Source organism: Algoriphagus machipongonensis (assembly GCF_000166275.1).
GTDB classification, from domain to species: domain Bacteria; phylum Bacteroidota; class Bacteroidia; order Cytophagales; family Cyclobacteriaceae; genus Algoriphagus; species Algoriphagus machipongonensis.
Map to the genome: position 1 here is coordinate 1,218,243 of NZ_CM001023.1, position 23,819 is coordinate 1,242,061.

General features: G+C 40.9%; 21 protein-coding genes. 6 read left to right on the top strand and 15 right to left on the bottom strand.

The genetic code is table 11. The features are described from left to right. Positions 1-2: 2 nt before the first annotated feature. The 3 genes from ALPR1_RS05330 to ALPR1_RS05340 all read left to right on the top strand — a co-directional run bounded on the left by ALPR1_RS05330 (position 3) and on the right by ALPR1_RS05340 (position 2,860). Positions 3-875 carry a phytanoyl-CoA dioxygenase family protein gene (locus tag ALPR1_RS05330; protein ID WP_008198990.1) on the top strand — a complete coding sequence of 291 codons (873 nt, stop codon included), beginning with the start codon at positions 3-5 and terminating at the stop codon, positions 873-875. 74 nt (positions 876-949) lie between these two features. Beyond that, positions 950-1,951: a ThuA domain-containing protein gene (locus ALPR1_RS05335; protein WP_008198991.1), complete on the top strand. Its 1,002-nt coding sequence runs from the start codon at positions 950-952 to the stop codon at positions 1,949-1,951. Positions 1,952-2,008: 57 nt separating this feature from the next. Then, positions 2,009-2,860 carry a sugar phosphate isomerase/epimerase family protein gene (locus ALPR1_RS05340; RefSeq protein ID WP_008198993.1) on the top strand — a complete coding sequence of 284 codons (852 nt, stop codon included), beginning with the start codon at positions 2,009-2,011 and terminating at the stop codon, positions 2,858-2,860. 87 nt (positions 2,861-2,947) lie between these two features. Here the strand turns inward: ALPR1_RS05340 and ALPR1_RS05345 are convergent, their stop codons facing one another. Together ALPR1_RS05345 and ALPR1_RS05350 are read right to left on the bottom strand one after the other, a co-directional pair. Next, positions 2,948-3,616, bottom strand: coding sequence for a DUF2461 domain-containing protein (locus ALPR1_RS05345; protein WP_008198995.1), 669 nt, complete (start codon positions 3,614-3,616; stop codon positions 2,948-2,950). 51 nt (positions 3,617-3,667) lie between these two features. Then, positions 3,668-4,978 (bottom strand): alpha/beta hydrolase family protein, encoded by a 1,311-nt coding sequence (locus ALPR1_RS05350; protein WP_008198997.1) that lies wholly within the window; start codon positions 4,976-4,978, stop codon positions 3,668-3,670. A gap of 267 nt (positions 4,979-5,245) precedes the next feature. Between ALPR1_RS05350 and ALPR1_RS05355 the strand changes: the two genes are divergently transcribed. Then, positions 5,246-6,082, top strand: coding sequence for a cyclase family protein (locus ALPR1_RS05355; protein WP_008198998.1), 837 nt, complete (start codon positions 5,246-5,248; stop codon positions 6,080-6,082). Between the two features lie 33 nt (positions 6,083-6,115). Here the strand turns inward: ALPR1_RS05355 and ALPR1_RS05360 are convergent, their stop codons facing one another. From ALPR1_RS05360 to ALPR1_RS20215, 8 genes are all read right to left on the bottom strand, one after another. Beyond that, positions 6,116-6,676, bottom strand: a complete 561-nt coding sequence (locus ALPR1_RS05360; RefSeq protein ID WP_008199000.1) for a YdeI/OmpD-associated family protein — start codon at positions 6,674-6,676, stop codon at positions 6,116-6,118. A 101-nt stretch (positions 6,677-6,777) separates the two neighbouring features. Next, positions 6,778-7,239 (bottom strand): MarR family winged helix-turn-helix transcriptional regulator, encoded by a 462-nt coding sequence (locus ALPR1_RS05365; protein ID WP_008199002.1) that lies wholly within the window; start codon positions 7,237-7,239, stop codon positions 6,778-6,780. Beyond that, entirely contained in the window at positions 7,236-7,718 is a 483-nt protein-coding gene (locus ALPR1_RS05370) for a glutathione peroxidase (protein ID WP_008199004.1), read from the bottom strand. The genes ALPR1_RS05365 and ALPR1_RS05370 overlap by 4 nt, the downstream gene beginning before the upstream one ends. A gap of 10 nt (positions 7,719-7,728) precedes the next feature. Then, the gene (locus ALPR1_RS05375) at positions 7,729-8,151 is read right to left on the bottom strand and encodes a DoxX family protein (protein ID WP_008199005.1); all 423 of its coding nucleotides are present in this window, start codon (positions 8,149-8,151) and stop codon (positions 7,729-7,731) included. Positions 8,152-8,264: 113 nt separating this feature from the next. Further along, on the bottom strand, positions 8,265-9,428 hold the full coding sequence (locus ALPR1_RS05380) for an MFS transporter (protein ID WP_040302578.1): 1,164 nt from the start codon (positions 9,426-9,428) through the stop codon (positions 8,265-8,267). 213 nt (positions 9,429-9,641) lie between these two features. Beyond that, complete coding sequence (locus ALPR1_RS05385) at positions 9,642-11,315, bottom strand: N-acyl-D-amino-acid deacylase family protein (protein WP_008199007.1); 1,674 nt, start codon at positions 11,313-11,315, stop codon at positions 9,642-9,644. A gap of 88 nt (positions 11,316-11,403) precedes the next feature. Then, positions 11,404-12,339, bottom strand: coding sequence for an FAD-dependent oxidoreductase (locus ALPR1_RS05390; protein ID WP_008199008.1), 936 nt, complete (start codon positions 12,337-12,339; stop codon positions 11,404-11,406). Positions 12,340-12,390: 51 nt separating this feature from the next. Further along, the gene (locus ALPR1_RS20215; protein WP_008199009.1) at positions 12,391-13,383 is read right to left on the bottom strand and encodes a metallophosphoesterase family protein; all 993 of its coding nucleotides are present in this window, start codon (positions 13,381-13,383) and stop codon (positions 12,391-12,393) included. Between the two features lie 200 nt (positions 13,384-13,583). On the opposite strand from ALPR1_RS20215, the gene ALPR1_RS20220 reads away from it, so the two are divergent. Together ALPR1_RS20220 and ALPR1_RS05405 are read left to right on the top strand one after the other, a co-directional pair. Further along, the gene (locus ALPR1_RS20220) at positions 13,584-14,354 is read left to right on the top strand and encodes a cytochrome b/b6 domain-containing protein (protein WP_008199010.1); all 771 of its coding nucleotides are present in this window, start codon (positions 13,584-13,586) and stop codon (positions 14,352-14,354) included. Next, a complete protein-coding gene (locus ALPR1_RS05405; protein ID WP_008199012.1) occupies positions 14,351-15,094 on the top strand; it encodes a molybdopterin-dependent oxidoreductase in 744 nt (247 codons plus the stop codon). The genes ALPR1_RS20220 and ALPR1_RS05405 overlap by 4 nt, the downstream gene beginning before the upstream one ends. 53 nt (positions 15,095-15,147) lie before the next feature. Here the strand turns inward: ALPR1_RS05405 and ALPR1_RS05410 are convergent, their stop codons facing one another. The 5 genes from ALPR1_RS05410 to ALPR1_RS05430 all read right to left on the bottom strand — a co-directional run bounded on the left by ALPR1_RS05410 (position 15,148) and on the right by ALPR1_RS05430 (position 23,815). Next, positions 15,148-16,575, bottom strand: coding sequence for a M20 family peptidase (locus ALPR1_RS05410; RefSeq protein ID WP_008199014.1), 1,428 nt, complete (start codon positions 16,573-16,575; stop codon positions 15,148-15,150). A gap of 82 nt (positions 16,576-16,657) precedes the next feature. Then, positions 16,658-16,954, bottom strand: a complete 297-nt coding sequence (locus tag ALPR1_RS05415; RefSeq protein WP_237701617.1) for a hypothetical protein — start codon at positions 16,952-16,954, stop codon at positions 16,658-16,660. Between the two features lie 23 nt (positions 16,955-16,977). After that, positions 16,978-20,154 carry a VPS10 domain-containing protein gene (locus ALPR1_RS05420; RefSeq protein ID WP_008199018.1) on the bottom strand — a complete coding sequence of 1,059 codons (3,177 nt, stop codon included), beginning with the start codon at positions 20,152-20,154 and terminating at the stop codon, positions 16,978-16,980. 214 nt (positions 20,155-20,368) lie between these two features. After that, complete coding sequence (locus tag ALPR1_RS05425; RefSeq protein ID WP_008199021.1) at positions 20,369-22,192, bottom strand: Xaa-Pro dipeptidyl-peptidase; 1,824 nt, start codon at positions 22,190-22,192, stop codon at positions 20,369-20,371. A gap of 183 nt (positions 22,193-22,375) precedes the next feature. Continuing rightward, positions 22,376-23,815 carry a phytoene desaturase family protein gene (locus ALPR1_RS05430; protein ID WP_008199025.1) on the bottom strand — a complete coding sequence of 480 codons (1,440 nt, stop codon included), beginning with the start codon at positions 23,813-23,815 and terminating at the stop codon, positions 22,376-22,378. Positions 23,816-23,819 lie beyond the last annotated feature (4 nt).

A 23,819-nucleotide genomic window follows, 5' to 3' on the forward strand; every position in this document is an offset into this window, starting at 1 on the left:
CAATGAGAGATCTATCAGATTATTCTCAACCTATTACAGATCTTTTTGATCTACCGAAATCGGAAGAGGACTGGGAGAGATACAAATTATCGGAGGATCAAATTGCTTCTTTTCATGAGTTAGGGTATTTAGCAAACGTCCGATTGTTGGACGATGAACAAATTAGAGTATTAAAATCTGCTCTTGATGAGGTGACCGACCCAAAACACCCGCTCCACCATCTATTTCATGAATTTCATAGTAATGAATCAACAGACCCAGATAAGGTCCTGTTTCATTCTTTAGGCCATTGGAGAATTCACCCTGCCTTTCACGATGTGATTTGGAATCCTGCCTTTTTGATGGCTTCAAGCCAGTTGCTGGGAGGGAGGTCTGTCAGGTTTTGGCATGATCAATTATTTAGTAAACCCGCTCGGCATGGAGGAAATGTAGCTTGGCATCAGGATTACTCTTATTGGACAAGAACGGTGGATATGCAGCATCTGACATGCTGGTGTGGATTGGATGATGCCAATGAAGAAAATGGATGCCTTCATTACATTCCTGGTTCTCATCGATGGGGTTTATTGGATAAACCGGCATTGGCAGGAGAAATGGATGGCTTGAAAACAATGCTAAATGAAGAACAACTCGCTTCTTTTAATCCAGTACCTATTCCATTGAAAGCTGGCTGCGCTACTTTTCATCACCCTTTGATGGTCCATGGTAGTTTTGCGAATCATTCCTTAAAATCTCGGAGAGCTTTTGTGCTCAATGTATTTGCGGATGGGACGGTTTCGGACACAAATGAGCCTTTATTAGAAGGTGTTCCGGTGATTCCAAAAGGTGAAAAAATGGGCGGTAAGTTTTTTCCATTGATTTTTAAAGTTGATTAAGGTTTAAAAAATTGCCAACTAATCTTGAAAAGCTATATTAGGGCTCTTGTACTAAGCCCAATTCCAAAATAAACATGAAAAACATTCTTTCTTTACTAGCCCTCCTTTTAAGTTTTACGGCCTCATTCTGCCAAAATGGAGAAACTTTCTTACAATTTGAAGGTCAAAATGGACCCGGAAAAGGGAAGAATGTGGTGTTGATTTCTGGAGATGACGAATACAGATCTGAAGAATCTATGCCCATGATGGCAAAAATACTCTCAGAAAAATATGGGTTTAACACGACGGTGCTTTTTCCGATTGAGCCTGAGACGGGAAACATTGTTCCAAGCTATCAAAATAATATTCCAGGATTAGATCACTTGGAATCTGCCGATTTGGTGATCATGTTGATTCGATTCCGAGATCTTCCAATGGATCAAATGAAACATTTGGAGAATTATTTTAAGGCTGGTAAGCCGTTTATAGCTTTAAGAACTTCCACACACCCATTTATGATTAAGGATTCTAATTCTCCCTACTTCAAATGGAATTATAATAGTAAAGAGCCTGGATGGGAAGGGGGATTTGGACAACAAATAGTTGGTGAAACCTGGGTTGCCCATCACGGAATTCATAAATCAGAAGGAACCAGAGCATTGGTTGATGGAGTAGATAGAGATGCTGATCATCCAGTTCTTAGAGGGGTGGACGATATTTGGGCACCGACCGATGTGTATTCTATTAAAAATCTTCCATCCTCTGCAAACGTTCTGCTGTATGGACAGTCTACAGCGGGAATGACCGCTGAAGCTCCTTTAATGTATGATAAGTCCATAATGCCTATTGCCTGGACAAAGGAATACTCTTTAGATGGCGGAAAGACCGGGATGGTTTTTGGCAGCACTTTAGGATCTTCGTTAGATTTTGAATCTGAAGATATGAGAAGGTTAATTTTGAATGCTTCCCTTTGGTTGCTCGAGATGCCTGATGTGATTACTCCAGATTTATCGGTTGATATCATAGGTGATTATGAACCTACGATGTTTGGCTTTGATAGCTTTAGGAAGGGGATGAAAGTGAGTGATTTTAAATGATTCGAAAATCCCCCTAGCCCCCTATGGAAGGGGGATTAAAAAAACATAAATAAACCCATGAACAAAATAGGATTTAATGTGCTGGCATGGTCAGCAGAAATGTCAGATAATTTATTGCCCGTTTTGGACCGATTGAAAAAGATCGGATATGATGGTGCCGAATTTTTTATCGGGGGTTCCCCTGAAGAATCCTTTAAAATGATTGGTAAACATTGTGCTGACATTGGTTTGGAAGTAACAGCAGTGACCGTAATGGGACCTGAGCAAAATGCCATTTCTCCAGATGCTAAAATTCGAGCTGCGGCAAGCGAGCAACTCAAATGGGTGATTGACCGGGCAGCAGATTTGAATGCGCAAGTGCTTTGTGGACCTTATCATTCTGCATTTACGGTTTTTGCTTCCCGAGAACCTTTAGAGGATGAGTACAATTGGTCCGCGGAATACCTTCATGGAGTGGCTGATTATGCTAAAGAAGCTGGTGTTTTGTTGACACCCGAAGCTTTGAACCGATTTGAGTGTTACCTCTGCAATACGATGGAGCAACTTTCTTATTTATTGAAGAAGGTAAATCACCCTAATGTGCAAGCGATGTTTGATACGCACCATGCGAATATCGAGGAGAAGAAATTAGGAGAAGCAATCAAGTATATCGCGCCCCAGTTAGGGCACTTTCATATCTCCGAGAATGACCGTGGCACACCCGGGTCTGGTCATGTAAACTTTGATGAAACTTTCAAAGCCTTAGCTGAAGTGAATTACAAAGGTTGGTTGACTATCGAAGGGTTTACCAGAAACGATCCTGCTTTCGCAAACTCCATAGGTGTGTGGAGGAATTTCTCTGAACCTTGGGACATGGCCGAAAAAGGGTTTGAGCTAATCAAGGGAATGGGAGAGAAGTATGGGTTGTAAATAGCGGAGATGGGAGGTCGAGATTACAAATCTCGACTATCGTAGATGTAGTTAGAGAAAAATGATTTATGATGTGGAGTTTATGATCTAAGGAAATAAAGGCTCCCCATTGGAATTTGTCGTAAGCATCTCACTCATATAATCAAAAAATGGGCGCATTGCCAAAAATGTTAGGATGACTTCTTTCTGAAAATCATTGGAAAACACTTCCTTATCAGTGAATGTCCTTTTTACGATAAATTGCTTTTTCTTGATCAAATCAATCGCTGGGTTGTTTTTATCAAAGCCCTTTGGAGCGATCTTGACTGCATCTTCCCCTTGTAGTTCTCCGAAGTACTCCTTGAAAATTTTGTGAGTAGTTATCCTCTGAATTTCGGAAGTATCCATCGCAAACTCCTCCCGAATACGGAGTAAGTCTTCCTTGTTTGGAGCCCAAAAACCGCCACCTACAAAACTGTTGTCTGGTTCTAATTGAATATAATATCCTCCTCTTAGAAGTGGTTTTGTACGGGAATATCCAGCTCCAAAATTGCTTTTGTAAGGAGTTTTATCTTTTGAGAAACGAATGTCCCTGTAAATTCTGGAAACATGTACCCTGTTTAAGCTATCGTATTTTTGAAGTTCTAAAAATACCTTATTGAAAAAGGATTTATTCTCCTTCGCAAGCTTATCGTATAATGGTTTGTGTTCTGTAAACCATTCACGATTGTTGTTTTCTTTAAGTTGTTTAAGGAATTCAAAACCTTCTTTCATCATTGGTTAGGTATTGCTGTTATTAATCAATTTTGCCTTTGGTTCTCCTCAATTCTAGTTGTTAGGTTTTTTTTGATCCATTTCTAAACCAATTGTAGTTCTAGGTTTAAAGCCAGGCCATTCTTTGGCCTCTGGGTCTGCGTTCACATCCAAGTATTTCTGATAACTGCTTTCGCCCTTCAAATATTTACCTAAAAAGGCGGTGACAAAATGTTGATTGATATTATTCATTCTTCTTGAATCCCAAACCGAATCCGCATATCTTAAATACTCATTGATATCTAATTCCGGATTTAAGGATTCTTTAGGTGCAGGATTAGGAGCTACATTATGTCTAGCTTCTATGAACGTGAGCAAATACCTCTCAGAGTTAATTGCCCCATCATAAATTGCCTTTGTTCCATCTTCATAACCAGAAATATCATCCTTGCTTCCAGCGATGAATAGGGATGGGATTTTGATTCCTGCCAGACCTTCTGCATTCCATACCCCCCGCTGCATTCCCCAAGGAGCAAAAGCCACAATTACCTTGATTCTTGGGTCTATGGATGCCTCAAATTCGGGGTTTCCTACTGTGCGCTTTAACAAGGCATTGCTTCCTCCAGTCATCCCTCCAAATAATTGGGCTGCCTGAGGACTATATCCGGCACCTGCGACATTAACTGCACCATAGCCACCCATGGAGTAACCAATTAATGCTGTATTTTCCGTGTCTACTAAGTCTTTTAAAAAGGAATTCCCATCCTTTTCCAATCTAGCCATTTCATTGAGCACAAAGAGATCATCCAAAGAACGGTTTAATAATGTGCTCTGAAAACCTGCAGCATCCCTGAAGGTTGCTTCGGTATGGTCGATTGCCACTACTACATAGCCTTTGGAGGCAAGATTCTCTGTCAAATAAGTCATTAGATACCTAGATCCTGTGTATCCATGCGAAACAATTACTAAAGGAAATGAACCATCTGAATAAAGAGGATTAGCATCTCTTGAGGCTCTTCCCAAAAAAGTAAAGGGAATAATAGGTCTGGTAGGTGAACCGTTCTGCCCCATTACCTCATCGTAAGAAATCAACTCATCTGATTTATTGGAGTTTTTGGAGGGATACCAAACTTCTACTTTCAAAGGTCTATTGTAAAGTGAATCATCACCTTTTCCATAGTTCAAGATGTCCAGCTGGTTTTCATTGACGAAATCTAAAGTTCTGACTCCTACAGAATACTCTCCTCCAGCTGCCAATTCTGGGGCATCAGGCAAAAGATCACCATAGATGAATGGTTCTGATTGGGCTTGCGCAAAACTGATGGTATATGTGAAAAAAAATATTAGTAATGGAAGAGTGAATAAAAAGGGGGCTTTTATTTTCATTGGAGAAGTTTTTTGGGTTCGTTTTCTAAGATATGCTTAATTATCAGTCTTGGAAAATTTAGGTGAATTCAACATCGTCAGTTCTTGATGACAATTAAACTGAGTGGTGTTTTGAAAAGGAAAACAGTAGGTAAAGGAGAAAGTTTTAATCAATCCCTGATTTATTTCTTAACTATTATTCCAGAGTTTAAAGGTTCTGGATTTTGAGAAAAGAGAAGGATATTCACCTGAGTTTTCTAAATTCATGTCACCTAATCTTTTTTCAACATGTACTTTTCAAACAAACTCATTCTATCTACACTGATTTTTATTCTCATTTCAGCCTGTCAGGCTCCAAGCGAAAAAATTGAGCAGGCAAGCGCTGATCCGTTCGACACTATGACATCCTTGGAATGGATTGATTTGTCCTATTCATTTGATTCCACTACACTGTATTGGCCTAATAATCCGCTTGGCTTTCAATTGGACGTTGAAGCAGAAGGAATTACAGATTTAGGCTACTATTATTCATCCAATAGCTTGACCACTCCTGAACACGGAGGTACTCACTTAGATGCACCGATTCATTTTTCAGAGTCTGGCAAAACAATGGACGAACTTACTTTGGATCAATTAACGGGAGAAGCAGTGTTAATTGACGTCAGTGAACAAGCGCTTCCAAACTCAGATTATCTGGTGGATACTGCTGCTATTTTAGGCTGGGAAAGCCAACATGGTATAATTCCAGAGAATACCATTGTATTGTTCCGAACAGGCTATGGGGCCTTTTATCCAGATAGAGAAAAGTATTTTGGAACGGCCAAAATGGGAATGGAAGCAATTCCTGAGCTACATTTTCCGGGCATTTCTCCTGAAGCAGCTAGTTTTTTGGCAGAAAAGAGAAGGGTAAAAGCGGTTGGGCTGGATACTCCAAGTTTAGATTTTGGTCAAAGCAAAGAGTTTAAGACGCACCAGATTTTAATGGGTTATAATATTCCAGGCTTTGAAAATATGGCGAACCTAAATCAACTACCAGAAAAAGGAATTTACATCATTGCTTTGCCAATGAAAATCAAAGGAGGAAGTGGTGGGCCTTTACGAGTGATTGCGGGAATAAAGAAATAATTAGCTCCTTTTAATGTTTCCTTGAGAAGGAGGCTACTTGTACTTATCATTGAGACCTTTTCCTTCTGAAATCATCGGGATAATTTTCTCCAATCGTGAAACTTGAGTTGCCTTTCTTTTGGCAGTGGCGATGTATTCAATATACTCCTTTTGTTTATAGGGAGTAAGATTATCGAAGGCTTCTTTTAACTCTTTGTTTGCTTTTAATTTCGCTTGAAAAATAGATGGAATAGGGATGGGCTCAGATTTTTCTGGCTTCCAGGTTTTTCCATCTTTGGCATTTTTTATGGCCTCTGTGACATATTCTAGGATTTTCTTTTCCTCGATTTCATTCTGACCCTCAAAGCGCCATTGTCTCATGGCTTTAGTCTTTCCTTCTTGGGCATTAATCAATACTTGATAGGGGTCTGAAAGGAATACCCCATCATAAAACCAGAGGGCGAAGTAGTTTTTCATACCGGCAAAACCCATGATATTTTTATCTTCATAGGTGTAAACCGGCATTCCCCATTTCTTGGTTTCAGTCAATTCAGTTTGTGAAAGTATCTCTTTAATGCGGGATAAAGCCTCAGTCCAATCCGTTCCCTTTGCCATAGTTTGATAATTTGACTAAGACTAAAAATAATAAAAATAGATGATTTTGATCCCCATAATAAGGATCTCACTATTGGAAAAGGTTGATGGGGACTTATTGATTAATGGGAAGATTTCTCACTTAAAATCCCCAAAAGCTTAAATAATGTCTTTTGAAAATTCATCACTTCTTCTGCGTCTATGGATTCATCTTGGAAGGACTCCACAATTCTATGGGGGATTGAAATTGCCTCATTTTTCAATTCCTTCCCCTCATTTGTCAATGTGATGAGAACTGTTCGCTCATCTGACTTGGAGCGTGCGCGCTTGATAAGTTTCTTTTGTTCTAAGCGTTTTAATAAGGGCGTCAAAGTGTTTGATTCCAGAAAAAGTCTTTCTCCAATTTCCTTAACGCTCTGCTCCTGATGCTGCCAAAGGACAAGCAGTACCAAGTATTGTGGATAGGTAATATCCATCTTTTCCAAGTAAGGAGCATATACCTTGGTAGTAAGCCTTGAAGCAGCATATAATGGAAAACATAGTTGGTTTTCCAAATAGAGCGAGGCGGTTAAATCTTCTTTCATTTTTTTAATGTTTCCAAAATGATTTTTTCCATTTTTTCAGGTTTGGTCGTGGGAGCAAACCTTTTAACGGGGTTTCCTTCTTTATCTAATACAAACTTCGTGAAATTCCATTTGATCTTACTTCCCAAAAGTCCTCCGGAAAGTTTAGACTTTAAATATTTGAAAATAGGATGAGCGTTTTTTCCATTCACTTCAACCTTTTCAAACATTGGGAAACTTACGCCGTAGTTTATTTGGCAAAATTCTTCAATTTCCTCGGATGAACCAGACTCCTGATTGGCAAATTGATTACAAGGGAATCCAAGGATTACCAAGCCCTCATCTTTGTGTTTTTGATATAGGTTCTCCAAACCTTCATATTGAGGAGTAAGTCCGCATTTACTTGCTGTATTGACTACTACCACAGTTTTACCGCGATATTCTTCCATACTTACACATTTCCCATTCAGCTTTTGGGCTTCAAAATCATAAAATGTCATCTTACTAACTTTATTTTTTATTACGGTTGATTAAATATTTTAATGCGCCAGTGGACCATAGAGCCCATATAATTAAAACAGGCTGAAAGAATAATCGGATCAATCTTTTCTGATCTGTATCTAAGCCAAAGGCGCTAATTTCATTGGTGTATTGTGAGATGTTTCCCGGAAAAATCAACACATAGAATATAGCCAAGGCTATCCCTACTTTAACCTGATGTCTCCAAAGGAAGATCATAGCCAGACCAAAAAGGATTTCCACAATCCCAGAAGAGATGACTACAAAATCCATAAATGCGGGATCGCTAGGTAGCCATCTGGGAACTTGGGCCTGAAATTCTTCTCTTTGGAATGTCAGGTGACCTATACCCGCGAGTGTCATAAATCCTCCGAGTACAACTCTCATTATTTTTTGAAATAGATTCGTTTTCATATTAATATCGCTAGAGATTAAATCGTGTGCGATACAAATGTAAGTATTATTAAATTGTTAGCCAAAATTGATGATTTTAAGTAGAGTTAAGAACCTTTAGGTTTTGAATGAATTTAGTTTTTTTTGACCCTAGTATTTAATGCTTTGTTCATAAGTATCAATACCAAAAGAAAGATCCCCAAAAATCCCACTAAAGTAGAATACCCAGTAAGAGTAGAGATTTTGCCATAAACAAATGGCATCAACAGAATGCCCACATAGGCACTGGCCATTTGCATTCCCATGATTTTTTGAGAGTATTTTTCTCCAAAATTTATCGGTGTTTCATGTAAGAGGCTAGGGAAAATTGGGGCACATCCTAAACCAACCAGAATAAATCCAGGAATAAGCATGGATGTAAAGGGCGTAGATAAAAGAACTAACCCAATTGCTATTATACCCTGCCCACAATATATCAATTGACGATTGGTAAAATAATTTGTCAAATAACCAGAAAACAACCTTCCAACAGTTATTCCTATATAATAAAGTGAAACCAGTCTTGCTGCTTGATCTGCTTCAAAGCCTTTCTCAAACACAAGAAAACTTGCTCCCCATAGACCAAAACTAGCCTCAATGGTACAGTAACAAAAGAAAACCAACAAGGCTTGTTTTAGGCCAGGTATAGTTCTAATTAAGGTGACGAGATTTTTGGAATGACTTTTTTCGTTTGGATCATTCACAGCCTGTTCTCTTTCCCATAGAGGAAGTGAAAGTATTAAAATTGCTACTAAACCGAATTGAATCCAGGCTATCGTATTATATCCCTCTGTCCATGCTCCATTTTTTGCTAAGTAACTTGCCATGATTATTGGTCCAATGGCTGCTCCAACGCCCCAAAAAGCATGTAGCCAGTTCATGTGCTTGGCTTGATAATGAATGGCTACATAATTATTGAGTGCTGCATCCACACTTCCTGCGCCTAAACCAAGCGGTACTGCTAGCAAGCAGAGGAAAAAAAAATGTTGGGAATAAGAAAACCCCATCAAAGCTAATGCGGTTAGGATAACACTAAAAGTAGTCACCTTAGCTTCTCCAAACTTCTCTAAAAAATATCCACTAAATAAGCTTGAAATTACTGTTCCTGAACCCACAATCATTGAAATGATCCCTGCAAAATCCGCTGGAACATTCAAATAATCAATCATTGCAGGCCAAGCAGATCCAAGTAATGCATCAGGTAAGCCTAGGCTAATAAAAGCCAAATAAATTACCAAAAGTAGTAGTAGCTTTCTCAAGAGTAGTTTTGAAATGGTTTTTTCCAAAAAATCATAAACTGGGAAGAATTTGATGACTTTTCCATATTAGAGCTTCTAAATTAGTGATGGGAATTCCTAGGCCTAAATAACTGAAAGATCAATAAGGAGATATTTGCTCTTTATTATTTTATGGGTACTATAATTAGAGAATTACTGAGTGAGTTTAATTGGCTTTTTAGGAGCATATATTACTTACCTTTTGAAACCCGGTCCTTTCACTACCTGACCAGGCAATGAACCAGTATGCTCTCCATCTTTGAGCACCTGTTTTCCATTGACAAAAACATGGACCATCCCGGTGGCATATTGCATAGGTTCTTCGAAGGTCGCATGATCCTGAATTTCATTCGGGTCAAAAATTGCCAAATCTGCAAAATAGCCTTCTTTCAAAGCGCCACGTTTTTTGATCTTCAAATTAGTTGCAGGTAGTGTTGTTAATTTGTAAATGGCCTCTTCCAGTGGAATTACTTTTTCATCTCTGACATATTTCCCTAAGACTCTAGAAAAATTACCGAAAGCTCGGGGATGATAGCTGGACTTCAAGAAAACCCCTTCGATAGCGTAAGAACCTGCATCAGATCCAAAACTCATATAGGGAAGAGCAATTTGTTTTTTGACATTCTCTTCAGACATTAAAAAATAGATGGTACCAACGCGGCTTCCATCTTGTACCACCAAATCCATTGCTGTTTCTTCTGGAGAAACACCTCTCATTTCTGATACTTCTGCCAAAGTCTTTCCGGTAAGGTATTTCAAACTATCGTTTTTAAACCCTACTAAAATGATTTTTTCTGGTCCTTCAACTGCTTGCATCAAACTTTCCCATTCATTGGTAGGGGTGGTCATTTCCTTCAAAACTTTCTTTCTGATTGCAGGGTCTTGAAGTCGTTCGGCCCACTTATCATAGCCTCCTTCCTGAACCCAAGGTGGCATAGAAGCATCTAATCCAGTAGCTCCAGCTACATAATTATACATGTCTGTAGTGATTTCGAGACCAGCGGCTCTGGCAGAATCAATTTTTGCCACCACTGCATCGTATTTATCCCAATTTGCCTGACCACTCATTTTGAGATGATACACTTCCGCGCGAATATCCGCCTCATCTGCAATACGGATTAGTTCGTCCAGGCTTTCCAAAAGCCTTCCACCTTCACTTCTCATATGAGAAATATACATGCCATCGTATTCTGAAGCCACTTTGCAAAGCTCGATTAACTCTTCTGTGCTTGCATAAAAGGCAGGTGCATAAATCAAAGATGATCCAACACCCAATGCTCCTTCCTCCATGGCCTTGCGAACCAAGTTTTTCATGGCTTCCAATTCTTCTGAAGTTGGGGTACGATCCTCGTATCCGATTTCATGGATCCTGACCGTCGTAGCTCCAATGAAAGAGGCAACATTTGTAGATATGCCTTTTTCAACCAAAAAATCCAGGTATTCGCTGAGAGAAGTCCATTGGATTGGGAATTTGATGTCAGCTTGTGCTTTGAGTTCGTCTTCTTTCATTTCCTCATTCAGAGGTCCCATGGACCATCCTTCTCCAAAAACTTCCAAGGTAACCCCTTGCCGAATATCGGACTGAGATCTCCCATCCTCAATCAATGATTCTGTTGCCCAGCTTAGCATATTGATAAAACCCGGAGCAACGACCAGGCCTGTTGCATCGATCTCTAACTCTGCTTTGGAGTCTGCCAAATCACCGATGGCAACAATTGTGTCAGCTCGAATTCCCACATCTCCTACATACCCTGGTTTTCCAGATCCATCTACTATTTGCCCGTTTTTAATTAGAACATCATAGGTTTCTGGTGAAGAGCATGCAGCTACAAGAATGAGCGCTACGAATAAGGAAAACGTTGATTTCATGATTGTATGTTGTGGTGGTAAAAAGTTGGAATAAGATAACAAAACATCTACAATATTCCGCCTCGGTCTTTGTCTTCATAGACCATAATTATCCCACTTTTAAAACATCAGCCAACTCCATAGCACATCCCCAAGCTACCGTATATCCTGCACCTCCATGTCCATAATTGTGAAAAACGTTTGGGAATTCTAGATCATACTCAAATCGTACGGCCGTTCTCTTAGGTCTTAATCCGACCAATTCTTCTAAAATCCTGGGAGTTTGTGTAATACCAGAATCTTTAATCCTTTTCAAAATTATCTGGGTGTCATCAGAGTTCAATTCTCGATTCCAGTCATTTTCATAATCCGTTCCTCCAATAATAGTGTCTCCACTTCGATTGATGATATACCTCAAGGCTCCCTTTTTTGTGGGATCGGCAAAAGAGATGGAATCCATTTTTTCACATCTAAGAATCTGCCCCCGAATTGGATAAAGTTCCTTGTCATTGCAAAGTTCCTTGGCTCCAAGTCCTGTGCAATTCACGACCAAATCATCCAATTTGGCCATTTCTTCCAAAGATGAAATCAAGTCTATTTGAAATTGCCCGCCTTTGGCTAAAAATTGATAGAATAGGTAGGGCAAATACATGCCAGGCTCAACCAATGGAACTTCAGCATATAAGGCCTGATCTATTCCTTTTGGTAACTCCTCTTTCGTTGCTTCTCTTACTGTTCCTTTCGGTAATTGATCTTTCCAATCTGTGTTGGAATCTGAAGTATAGGCATTGATAAAAGGAATAACAGAAACGCCTGAAGGGAAAGCTAAATCTTTCAAATAACGGGTATAGGACTGCGTTGCCCAAGTATTGGTCTTTTCTTTAGGAGCGATTTCAAAAGGAAACCAAATCGCCCCAACTTTATTGGAAAGGCTGTTTTGAAAGGATTCTTTCGCAATGATTTTAACCTGAAATCCTGCTTCTTGCAAAGCAATGGCAGAGGTCAAACCAATAATACCAGAACCTACAACTGTCACAGGTTTCATTTCTTTGGTTTTATTATAGCTTTTGTCAGACAGCAATCGATTTTATTCCTTTTAATGATTTAAACTATCATAAACCACATTCACTTTTCCAGTTTCATCCAGAATCCCTTCCATTTTCAGTGTGGTGATTACAGGTTCATTATCCATTCTGATCAAAGTAACTTCATCAAAAGCCATGGAGTCTCGCGGATTTTGGGAGCCTCCGGTTGTTCCTAACATAATGTAATCCCGACCTTGTCTTTTGCGATACGAATAGGAGTGAACATGCCCATTGAATACCGTGTAAGGCCGATCTTTTAAGAGCGCTTCCAGTCGTTCCAAACCTTTATTATCCTCATGCAGCCAAAGAGGTTTGTGCATCAATAAAAAAGTCCATTTCACATCAGGGTATTTGGCTAGAACTTCTTTAAAGTATTCAAATTGCTCTGTACTCATGCCACCAATATTCCGCTCGGCCATTTTATAGTAATCTGATTCTTCGTAGGAGCCCTCTATTTCTCCAGCTATAATTTTTAAAGCTTTGGCGCGAGCCTCATAAATTTCCATCATCCGCTTTTCCTCATAATCTTCAGAGTCGAGCATCAAAAAGAGGACGTTTTCATAGACAAAATGATAATAACGACGCCCAAATCTATTTTCAAAAAACTTCCGCATCACTGGATTGGTGAGGTCATGATTTCCTCCCAAATGGAAAAATGGCATGTTCAAATGGGAAGTTCTTCCATCAAAGGAATCCCATTCTTTAGCAAGTTGAACGGTGTCTTCGGTACCTCCCTCGATCAGGTCTCCCACACTCAGAACAAAGGTTGGATCTAGGCGATTTAGCTGTCCCACGGCCGTTCCATAGATATTAGGGCGTTCCCCGCCGGTAAGATCAGAAATAATAGCGAAGGTGAAATCTTCCTCTTCCAGTTCAAATGTGTCACTCGTCCAAGGAGTAGGTCCACTTGAAATGTCATGTTCAAATGTTGGTTTTTGCTCGGTTGGAGCTTGACATCCAAAAACTATTAGGCATAATGTCAAGTAGATATTTAAAACTTTCATAAGGGTGGTTTTTAGCAAATTATTGATCCAACTCTACTTCCCTAATCTAGCCATATTCTAATTTAAAAAACTGAATGCCTATTTCGATTTTCATTTTGTATCTGGATAAAATCAATTGGGAATTGCATTATTCTCCTGATAAAATATAATAGTACATTTATTTTCAATAGTTTAGAGTAAAGCCAAATCCTTTTTATTGTATGAGCTCCCAGCCTTCAAGCATATCTAAAAACGAAAAGCATCAACCTTGGGTGAAGACTTCTCATTGGATAATCACTATTAGTTTTTTGTTGCTGGTATTTACAGGAATTGAAATTTTGATGGTGCATCCGAGGCTTTATTGGGGAGAAGTTGGAAATGAATTGACGCCTGCATTTTTAGAATTACCCATCAGCAGAAATCATAATCGATCTGATTGGGAAGCTGAAGTTCCATTCTTTGATACAGAGAATTCGCCAGTCAGCGCAGGAAGAAATGGAGAAGAAGAAATGTTTAATGAAAATGGATGGGGGAGAAGCTTACATTTTTTGTCTGCTTGGTTTCTAGTCGTGACAGGTTTGGTGTATGTGATTCTTGGTTTGTTGACAGGCCATTTTCAAAAACATATCTGGCCAAGACTTAGGGAACTTTCACCTGTGCAGCTATTTCGTGATATCAGAGAGCATATTAAAATGAAAATTGCACCGCCTACAGGAGGGCCACAATATGGAGTCTTGCAAAAGATCGCATACATGAGCATAATCTTTATTTCGCTTCCAATGGCGATTATTACTGGATTTACCATGTCTCCTGCGATCACAGCAGCTTTTCCGTTTCTATTGGAAATTTTCGGAGGTTATCAGACTGCCAGAACCATCCATTTTTTCACTTCCATAGGTCTGGAGATTTTCCTGGTGATGCATATTGCCATGATTATTTTGTCAGGGTTTAAACAACAAGTACGATACATGACCATTGGAAAACAGCCATGAAGAAAAAGCAGATTATAACTAGACGTGCAGCGATTACCACGGGAGTAGCAGCGTTGGGAGCATTGCTGATACCTGGATGTAATCAGCCAATGCCACCTAACTATGGGAATATCCTTCGAATGGGTGATAATTTCACATACGCTGCACATCGAGCTTTATTTTCCAGTCAATCACTGGCCAAAGAATATAGCTTCAGCGATATTTCATCCATGCCGGCCACAGGCACCATCAATCCAGCTGATACTTCCAAGGAATATTTTAGTGAGACATATGATAAGCACTTGCGGTCAGGGTTTGAAAATTGGCAATTGCCTGTAGAAGGACTAGTGGCTAGACCGGGAAACTATTCATTGGATCAACTCAAGAAATTTAATGCTCGTACCCAAATCACAAGACATACCTGTGAAGAAGGATGGACTGCTATCGCTGAATGGTCCGGGGTTCCATTGAAAGCACTTTTGGAGCACGCCGGAATGATGCCTAAAGCACGATGGGTGAATTTTTATTCCTATGATGGTTGGTTGGATTGCATTGATTTAATAGATGCTTTTCATCCCCAAACTATATTAGCCTATGGCATGAATGGGAAAAACTTATCCATTCCACATGGAGCACCAATTCGATTGAGGTTAGAGAGACAAATAGGATTTAAAAGCATGAAATATCTTGAGAAAATCGTGGTTACAGAAAATTATGTCGATCCAGGAGATATCGGATGGGCATGGTATAATGGCTTTTAAAAAAATAGCCCGATCAAGATTGATCGGGCTATTTTTTTTGAGTGTATTCCAACTCAATTAAAATTCTTGATCAGTTGGTAACTGAATTGTAGGATTTCCAAGTAGTTAGTCTTACTGATTTTTTCATCGATTCCATGGAATTTTGTCATGGACTCAGAGTTAACCCGCATCGGATAAAATCGATAAACCTCCTCCGAAACTGAATAGAAATACCGGGAATCTGTGGCTCCTCCCAGCAAACCAGGAACTACCACTGTATTAGGGTGAAGTCCTCGGATGGTTTTTTCAAGGGTTTTGTAGGCATCTGAATTTACCGTTGAAACTTGTGGAGGATCAGTAAGGAAGCCTACCGGTTCCACTTTTACTTTATCAGAAATCACAGACTCGATATGTGCCTGAACTGATTCAATGGTTTCCCCAGGAAGGATTCGGAAATTGATCGTTGCCTCGGCCACTGTCGGAATAACGTTGTTTTTTACCCCTCCATCAATAATTGTTGGTGCTGTGGTGGTGTGGGCATTCAATCCCTCTAAAAGCTGCTTTTTGAAAAGCCAAGGGTTGGCAAATGCCAGACGGGTCATAAATGGGAGTTCAGGCCCTAAATATTCCAATTGTGAATCGATAGGAGGTACAAGTTTGTAAGGTAATTGATTGTTTTCCAGATCCACGATCGCTTGGGCCAGCATCCCAATGGTGTTTTCACGAGGAGGAGCAGAACTATGCCCTCCATTTGTTTCCACGATTAAACGGAAGGATGCAAACCCCTTTTCTCCTAAATTGATCATGGCTACAGGTACATCTACTCCGGGAACTAATCCTTCGGCTATAAACCCACCTTCGTCTATTGTCATTGCTGCTTGAATCCCCTGAGCCTTAAGATGCTCAGCAATTTTTGCAGCGCCTTTTCCCCCACCCACTTCTTCGTCATGTCCTGAAGCGATGTATATGGTCCTAGTAGGTTTAAAATTTTCTGAAAGCAGTTTTTCAACTGATTCCAAAACCGCGATCAAGGTACTTTTATCGTCCATTGTTCCTCTACCAATGATGTGGGTATCAGTGATTTTTCCTTCAAATGGAGCTGCTTCCCAGTCTCCAAGAGTTGGTTGGTCTATTGGGACCACATCTTGATGGGACATCAAAATTATGGGCTTTTTGGATGGATCTGAGCCTTCCCATTTATAAAGCAGACTGTAAGTGTTGATTTTTTCCAGTGAAAGATTTGCATGGGTCAATGGAAAAGTTTCTTCCAAAAAACGGTGAAATCCAAAGAAGGCAGCCGAATCCGGAATTGCATCTTCACTGACTGAGATGGTTTGGAAAGTAATGGCTTTGGAGAGATTTTGGAATACCTGATCTGAGAAGTTTACAAGTTCAATTGGTTCCGCATCCACCTGTTTCGATGTAAAACGAAAGGTGTTGAACAATAAAATGGCAACTACTGCTATGAGCAATAGTAGCAGGCCGAGGAAGAATTTTTTCATGGGTGGGGTTTTTTCTAGATCTTAATTTAATCCAAATACTAGGAAAACCCCGAAAGTGGAGCTGATTGTTTACTGAATGGAATTAACCTATAATAATAGGTGTAATTTGTGTTTTGGGACTGGTTGGGAGTTCTATGTTTTTTTTAATCAGGTATATTGATTCTGCATCCAAACGCTTACTTTTTTTAAATTTCCGAACAGTAAAATGTGCCTGAACTAAATGTTGGGCTACTTTCCCTCCTCCAACTACCAAGAGGTTTTCAGCATCTTTTCTAGCTAAGAAGGAAGCAGCCAAAGCAGAGGTGCAGGCAGTTCTTCGGGCAGTTAATTCTGTCGCATTCATCATGGCTAAAGGTTGGCCAGTTTTAGAATTGCTCAAAATATACTAGGTATTTTTCCTTTCTAGTTTCCTCCGGTTTTCTCTATTTCAATTTTTCTGTTTTTGCGTTCTAAAGCTTTGTTGAATTCCTGAATGTCGTTATTGACCAAATCAGAAAATTGCTCAATCGCCACTTTCAATCGTGCATCCAAAACCTCATAAACTTCTCCCTGTTGATCAGTAGGACGATAATCCATTCCGCTGGCATTGATGTCGCTGGCCAAAGCACTCAATCGACCATAGAGTTTGATAGGTGATCGAAAGGCATCTTCTCGCGCTCCAGTCAAGTGAATATCATAAAGTTTGGATGCCACTTCCTCAGCAGCTTCTTTGAGTCTTAGTGCCTCTTTCTGAGTTTTGCTGTCTGATTCTTCTTCTAGGATTATGTCCAATTCCTTTCGAAGCTGTTCTACTGCATTGATATTACTTACCGCCAAGTTCATGGCATCCCGCAATTGCAAGGAGAAAGCAACTTGCTCTTGAATATCTTCCAAACTGCCTTCCGAGTAGGGATCTTTTAATACGTTGAATTTGGCTGAAGTCTGAACTACTTCATTTCCTGCCGAATCTGTCAAGATCAAGGTAGCCATGTATTCACCCGGAACTACTCTGGGGCCATATTGTCCTGCCATTAGGTCTAAATCCCATTGCACCAAAGGTCTCCAACCTTCTCCGTTGAGTTGAACCCAAGGTCGGCCAGGAGGGGCCACTCTTAGTTTTGGCGTATAGGTAGGCTCATAGCGTAAATCCCATTGAGCACGGTTGGCTCCTGCTTTTTTATTGGCTTGCAGGGTTCTTACCAATTCACCTTTGGAATCTTTGATCTCAATTTTTGCTTCACCCGCAAAGTTTTCGGGCAAATGATAGTTCAGGCTAGCGCCATAGCTTGGGTTACGACCTGAGTTATTACTTCTGCCATCTGTTTTGATGCTTTCCCGGTCATTGAACCTATAGGCATCACGAACATCATAGAAAGCAATCGTTTGATTTTGATCCAGATTTCTAATTGCAGCAAGGTCATCTAGAATATAATAGCCACGGCCATAGGTGCCGACTACCAAGTCATCAAAACGCTCCTGAATTTCCATCCAATAAACAGGGGCGGGAGGAAGATTGAGTTTTAAACGACTCCAGCTTTGGCCATCATTATGGCTGATATAAATACCTTTGTCAATCCCTGCATAAAGTAACCCTTCCCTTTTGGGATCCTCCTTGATTACATGCACAAAACTTGATTCGGAACTAGGAATACCATCTGAAATCTTTGTCCAACTTTGACCATAATCAGTTGTTTTGAAAATATAAGGATCAAAATCACCCATTTGGTGTAAATCAACGGTTATATAGGCCGTGGATTTGTCAAATCTAGAGGGCTCAATATTGGCGATGGTGCCCCATTTTGGAAGATCAGGAATGTTAGCGGTAAGGTTGGTCCAGTTCTCACCACCATCTCGAGTCAATTGTACTTGACCATCGTTGGTGCCTACCCAAATCACACCTGCCTCAAATTTTGATTCTTCAATAGCAAAAAGAGTTGCTCCATCAAAAGTCATCAGGTTGTCAATAGCTACCCCTCCTGAGTTTTTTTGATGGTCTTTTAAATTTAAAGTGAGATCAGGGGAAATAATTTGCCAGCTTTGGCCATCATCATCAGTTTTGTGGACGAACTGGCTACCCACATAGACTCTTCCTTCGGTATGAGGTGAATGGCTCAGTGGGAAATTCCAGTGCCAGCGATATTTTAAATCTGCTGGGGCCCAACCATAGCCAGCTTCAGGCCATACTCTGACCTCTCTTGACTGACCGGTTCTTAAATCATGTCTTTCCAATCCTCCATCATAGCAGCCAGACCAAATGATGTTGTTGTCTACAGGATCAGGTTTGGCAAAGCCACTTTCACAGCCTCCCACACCCTTCCAAAGGCCTAAAGGAATGTAGCCAGCCAAAGAGTTACTCGGTCCCATGTAAGACCAGCCATCTTGTCTGTTGCCAAAAACATTATAGGGAATCTGGTCATCCACTGCCACATGATACATCTGTGCAATGGGTAAAACGACCCCTTGGAAAGATTTGCCATGGTTATAGCTGATGCTTACGCCCCCATCATGTGCTACCATAATGCGATCAGGATCGGTAGGGTCTATCCAGATATCATGATTGTCTCCACCACCTCTCGGAGGTCTTGGATTTCTTGTTTTGCCACCATCCAAGGAATGCACAAAGCGTACGGACATGGAATAAATTTCGTTTGGATCGCCTGTATTCACTCTAAGTCTGGTGTAATAAGGGGCACGTTCATTCCAGTCATGTTCCTGACTCATCAAGGTCCAACTCATTCCTTTGTCAGAGGAGCGCCAAACTTCAGGGCTTTCCGCCTCAAAAAGGGCATAGACCACATTCGGATCACTATGGGAAACGGCTACAGAAGTCTTTCCTACAGGCCTTTCTGCACCAGATGTCAAACCATTTTTGCTCATGGGTTCCCAAGTATCACCCCCATCGGTAGATTTATAAATACCACTGCCTTCTCCTCCGGAATTGAGTCCCCATGTGTTGATGTGGATCGACCACATGGCTGCATAAAGGATGTCAGGATTTTGTGGGTCAATGGCTAAATCGGAAGCCCCTGTGCCTTCGTCAATAAATAGCACATGCTCCCAAGTATCACCTCCGTCTTTGCTTCGAAAAATTCCTCTTTCTTTTTGTGGACCATAAGTATGGCCTAAGGAAGCTGCATAAATGATTTTGGGATCTTTTGGATGAACCAGCACCCGACCAATTCGTCCAGTTTTTTCAAGGCCTTTGTGTTCCCAGGTTTTGCCCGCATCAGGAGAGAAATAGATGCCATTTCCCATAGCATGTGCAGGTCGGATAACAAAAGTCTCACCGGTGCCCACCCATACTTGATTCGGATCTGAGGGAGCCAGTTCCACAGCTGCAACAGATGAAATATCTTGATCATCGAAAATAGGTCGCCAATTAATCCCCATGTCTTCGGTTTTCCAAAGACCCCCAGAAGCTGCGCCGATGTAGGCCACTTGAGGATTTCCGGGTTCACCGATGACTGCGATGGCACGATTGCCTTCTGGGCCAATAAAGCGAAATTGATGATTGTTGAGTTGCTCGTCTAAGGAAGTTTGAGCAAGAGTTATTGAAGTGAGTATAAGGAGTGTTAAAAAGCTAAGTAAGGTTCTTTTCATGGTAGTGTGAATGCTTGCGAATATCAAAATAGGTAATAATCACTTAAAATGTATTCTAGACAATGAAAAGAGGAATCCGGCATAAAAAAGTGGAGCCGATTTCTTATTAAATAGCACGCACCATCATTACCATCTCACCGGGAGACGGTCAGGTATCCCAGGTGAGTTAGCAATCGCTCTAAACGTAGCTATTTAAGCAAAGGTAATTGTCAGACTATTGTAAAGCTTTTTCTACTGTAGCTTTTCCTCCTACCACTGGAAGGGTTAAGACAGTTCCATTCAGATCTATCGTCAGTTCAGTACCGGGCTTGGGTAGAATTGTATACTCAGCATCAGAGGAGAAGATCATCAGACCAATTTGCTGGCCTGCAGGGATGATCTGATCGTCTGGCTGCAAGTCGAAACTTACCTCGTAGAATTTTCCTGGCACCAAAGGTTCTCCTTTGCGGATGGAGGCGTGATTTTGTGGGTCTGCCCATCCTCGGGTGATGATGTTATCTGTGATTTTTGAATTTCTTCCTTCTGTCCAAGGAAGGGAAACTAACCAAACTGAAAGGTTAGCAGCAGGCTTACTTGAAGCCAGTTTTACTTTGATTGTTGAGATTCCTGAAATATGAATCGGCGCTTTGAGAACCGGGCTGAGGTAAAGCAATCGATGCTCGGTGTAATCTGCCTGAGCAAGTGCGGATCCAGGAAAAGAATAGTTATCTACCAATGTTTCCTGCTTTCCGGTAGTCATATTTTCAAGTCCCATCCCGCCTGTTGCAGGAGCACCTGGGCTCAGATAAAAATTAACAGGGGAAGCTTGAGGATTCGGGTAATCTGCATATGGAGTTGGGTTGCTTCGCTCATCCTGCTCACGGACTATCCAGGCTTTTGGTTCCTCTTCCACACCGTTTTCCACTCCATGCAAGTACCGAGTAAACCAACGATTCATCATCGAAAAAGGTGGAGGTCCTCCATGCCCGTTTTGATGATAATAGATCTTTGCTGGTATTCCTTTCGCGCGAGCCGCGTCATAAATTCTATAGCTGTGCTCAGGCATGACGTTCCAATCATTGAAACCATGCGACATCAATAATGCGGCTTTCATTGGCTCCATGTCATTGAGGTAATCACGGCCAGCCCAGAAGTCATTATAGTCACCAGTAGCTCGATCCATGCCTTGGGCCATTTCTGTATCCCGGACGGTCTTATTGCTATACGCTCTTTTGGATTCATCACCACTATGGATGAAATCATACAATACATCAATGTCTTCTCCCAAATATCCTCCCGGTGATCGTACGAGTCCATTGGATCTGTAATAATGGTAATAGGATGTGTTGGGTGCGATGGGGATAATTGCTTCCAACCCTTCTACGCCTGTTGTTGCCGCAGCCAAGGGAAGTGTGCCGTTATAGGAAGTTCCTGTCATACCCACTTTTCCAGTGGACCAATAGGCAGACACTTTTTCATTTCCATCTGGCGTAGTATAGCCATTGTCTTTTCCTGTTAGCCATTCGATGACAGCCTTTGGTGCCAAAGATTCATTGTCACCACCGACGGTAGGTGAACCTTGTGATAATCCGGTTCCCGGAGAAGAGGAGTGAACCACGATGTATCCACGTGGTACCCATTGCATAATTTCGGAATTAGAGATGATCGGCCGCCCACCTGTTCGCACTACCTCAAACTTGTTTCTAGGAGGTGCCGGAGCTCCCAATTCATGTTTTACATCCCAAAAGATGGGAGCATTTCCTGCCGTGCCTGCATAATAAGGACTGCTGGCATAGATTACAGGAAGCTTAAGTCCCTCTGTCTCGGTTTGCTTCGGTCGGGTCACATCCACATGCATGCGGTCTTTTTTACCGTCACCATCTGTATCAAACTCCGTTTCCACCCAAAGATCAGTACGGATCCAATTGGAAGAATCTTTCAGTTCCGGGATGATTTGCGCTTCTCCATTTTCAAAAATAGGTTTGACTTGAGCGAGTAGAGAATGAGCTCCCATTCCGAAGAAAAGGAGAAAAAGTAAAGCTTGGTTGAGGGATTTCATAAAGCGTGAGTTCTTGATTTTATAAGGAAATTCAATATAAGGCTAAATGGCTTATACGAAGAGGTGCTTTTATAAGATTGCCTCTTTGATTAGATAAATGGTAAGGATTACAACCCCATAGATAAAGATCTGGCTTTACCTAGAGGGAGTTTCAGATTTACCTTTGATTCTTACAATTGATTTCTAATTCAGAAAATTCAGTACTGCTTGAGCAGCATGATAGCCACACATACCATGAACTCCCCCTCCTGGAGGCGATGAAGAGCTGCAAATAAAATAGGAGGTATTTGGTATTCTATAAGGATCAAAAAGGTTAACTGGCCGTGTATAGAGTTGTCTAAGATCTTGTATGCCACCGTTAATATCTCCACCAATATAATTGGGGTTATAGGTTTGCATATCTGCAGCATTCATCTTATTTCTTGACAGAATCAAGTCTTTAAATCCGGGAGCAAATCTCTCAATTTGGTCTTCGATCTGTTGGGTCATATCTCTGGTCGAACCGTTAGGGACATGGCAATAGCACCATACGGTATGTTTGCCTTCAGGTGCTCTTGATTGATCAAAAAAGCTTTGTTGCGTCAAAAGCACAAATGGCTTCTCAGGATGCTTGCCTTCAAATACTTGACTTTCAGCTTCTGCTATTTCTTCAAAAGTACCTCCTATGTGAACAGTGGCTGCTTTGCTACAATTTTCATCTTTCCATGGAATAGGGCCATCAAGTGCCAAATCAAGCTTAAAAACCCCTGGGCCATAACGGTAACTTTTAAGTTTTTTAGCGTAGGATTTAGGGATTTGATTCTCAGCAATAGAAAGGATTTGTTTAGGAGTAATGTCAAAAAGAACAGCCTTGGCTTCTGACAATTGGTCCACTGATGTAATCATTTTTCCTGTTTCAATTTCCCCTCCTAAATAGGTGAAATGCTCAGCTAAAGCATTGGAGAGTGATTGAGATCCGCCTTCTGGCAAAGGCCAGCCTACTGCATGACCTGCAGCACCTAAAACCAATGCAATAGCAGAAGTAGCGGTGTTATCTAAAGGTTGAATGGAGTGAGCAGCAAGTCCTGCAAACAGCGCCCTGCTTCTGTCTCCTTTAAATTTTGAGTTGACAAGCGAGGAAGCAGATCGAATGGCATTTAACCCAAATTTCGCAACTTTTATGGGGCTTTTGGGAATAGGATTAAATGGCCCAAGCAAATCTGGCAGCAGGTCATTAAAATCTTTGATGATTGGGGAAAAGAGTTTTAGATAAGCAGCGCTATCTATTCCAAGTTCACTTGCTGTCTTGTGGATATCCAGATCCATGATGACTGCAGGCTCGTTATCTAGGGGATGTGCTACTGGAAATCGAGGTGTAATCCATTTGAGTCCATATTTTTCCAAAGGAAGAGTTGTGAAAAATGGGGATGCCATCGCCATTGGGTGAATCGCGGAACAGACATCATGTTTGTATCCCGGAAGGGTCAAAAACTTTGTTCTTGCTCCTCCGCCCACGGTGTCGCTTGCCTCAATAATTTTAATTTTTTTACCCTTTTGAGCTAGAGCGATACCGGCTGCAAGTCCATTGGGACCTGATCCAACAATTATTGCATCGTATTGCTTATTCTTATCTACAACCTCCAAATGC